This is a genomic window from Alkalibaculum bacchi, from assembly GCF_937875145.1.
GTDB lineage: Bacteria > Bacillota > Clostridia > Eubacteriales > Alkalibacteraceae > Alkalibaculum > Alkalibaculum bacchi_A.
Map to the genome: position 1 here is coordinate 1 of NZ_CALNCS010000074.1, position 1,814 is coordinate 1,814.

2 protein-coding genes are annotated in these 1,814 nt (G+C 31.8%); both read right to left on the reverse strand.

The features are described 5' to 3' along the window. Positions 1-998: 998 nt before the first annotated feature. On the reverse strand, positions 999-1,277 hold the full coding sequence (locus tag Q7P22_RS05145; RefSeq protein ID WP_303861514.1) for a hypothetical protein: 279 nt from the start codon (positions 1,275-1,277) through the stop codon (positions 999-1,001). A 152-nt stretch (positions 1,278-1,429) separates the two neighbouring features. Next, positions 1,430-1,774, reverse strand: a complete 345-nt coding sequence (locus Q7P22_RS05150) for a hypothetical protein (protein ID WP_303861517.1) — start codon at positions 1,772-1,774, stop codon at positions 1,430-1,432. Positions 1,775-1,814: the final 40 nt, after the last annotated feature.

The following is a 1,814-nucleotide window of genomic DNA, read 5'->3' on the forward strand; positions in this document are numbered from 1 at the left end:
GCTAATATTAAAATCAGAAATATTAGCTAATTTACCAGCAGCCCTACTTGTAAATTAGCTAATATTTCTGATTTTAATATTAGCTATGAAACTGAAGTTGAACGTATGCCAAACGGTGCAGACATTTCAACTCAAGTTCCATCAATGTTTTTAATCGAATCTATCGCTAGAAAAGCTAATGAGATTTCTAATCAAACTAAATTAAGCAAGTGATTTTTAGCTTTTATAATCCCCATTCTTTAAGCGGCCAATTATACCAATAAACATTATGCGATTCATGGCAACATAAAAAATTCCAACCTCACCTCAGCAAGACTAGAATCCCCATCACCGCCCAACCATCTTTCTCTAATTTCCTATAAAAACGAGAAAAGCATCACACACATAAGTGCATGATGCTTAAAACCTGAATCAACTTAGCACGAAGCCTTGTTGACCAACGTCATTAGCGCTGATTCCTTATATCTTTATAATACATAATTTTCGCCGCCAGCGTCCTACAGATTTGGCAGCGTTACTATGGGATGTAGCGTGCAGTTATTCTGCTTCTTAGCATTTGGCACATCTTGAGGCGAAGTATTACTCCACACAATAGCGTCACGTAATACCGTATCTTTCATTTTCGCTCGTATTTAATCAAGAGTATCCTTATTAGCCTTAATATATTCGACCAAAGTTAATCGATAAAGAGCAATGAGCTGTGCTACGTATGCATTAGCATACTTCATAACTGATAAATTATTGGCATCTTTCCATTATGAATCAGCGATATTTGCTTTAGCGAATTCCTTCTTAAAATCTTTAAAGGAATCTATATTTAATACAAGAATAGTATTACCTTACTTCGATCAGACCCAGGGGTTTCAATGTTTATTTGATGTGCAAAGTATCGCTATTCAATTTATATTTATACTATAAAAAATAGTCCTACCAAGAGGATGTTTTCTAAAATATATATTTTACTCCTTCATATCTTTAAATTTTCACTTCAAGTTATCCTACTTGCCATAAAATGTTCTATAAAATTTTCTGACCCTATCTGATTTATGATATAAATAATTAGAGTCATATTTCTTCTCTTTATTAAATCCATAATTAGGGATAAATACATGGAATGGTATTGCCGAATTTCCACCTTTACTTGTATTTTTTAATTCATCTAAAATTGTCTTATATCTACAGGCAAATATTCTTGTACCAATAGGAATTATATCTTTAGGCTTATAAAAGATTTCTTCCACTTCATAATAGATTTGCTGATCTTTATAATGATCCAAATAAGATCAAACCCAATTTTCAAATTTCCCTTGTCCAACATCCTCATCTTTACTTTCATTAGCCCTTTCAAACTGCGGAATCAAATTTAATTCTTGGTCATTACATATATTTTCTAATCCATTTTGTCTTACAAAACTGAATAAGCCTAAACTTAAAATATGACCAACTTGTAGAGGGCCGGTCTGTTTTCTAGTGAAGTATCTCTATCATATTTTCGATAATATCTTTTATCATAACCTAAAACGCATTGCCACCCCACATGCATTTTATTATATAAAATAGGAGTTATTATAGGGAGATCATTATATAAATCATACTTGCTACTTACACTATTTATTTCAAAATAATGTAAAGAATTATAAATGAGATTTTTGCCTGGTTTTAATGTCTTACCAAGTACCTCTGAAAGTACACTTGCAAGTTCGTCAATATTTTTCAAACCCAAATATTCGACAATCTTTTCAGGACTTATATTCTTTTCAGTATCATCATTCATATCTCTATCACTTCACTAAAAACGCTCCGATAACCTCTAC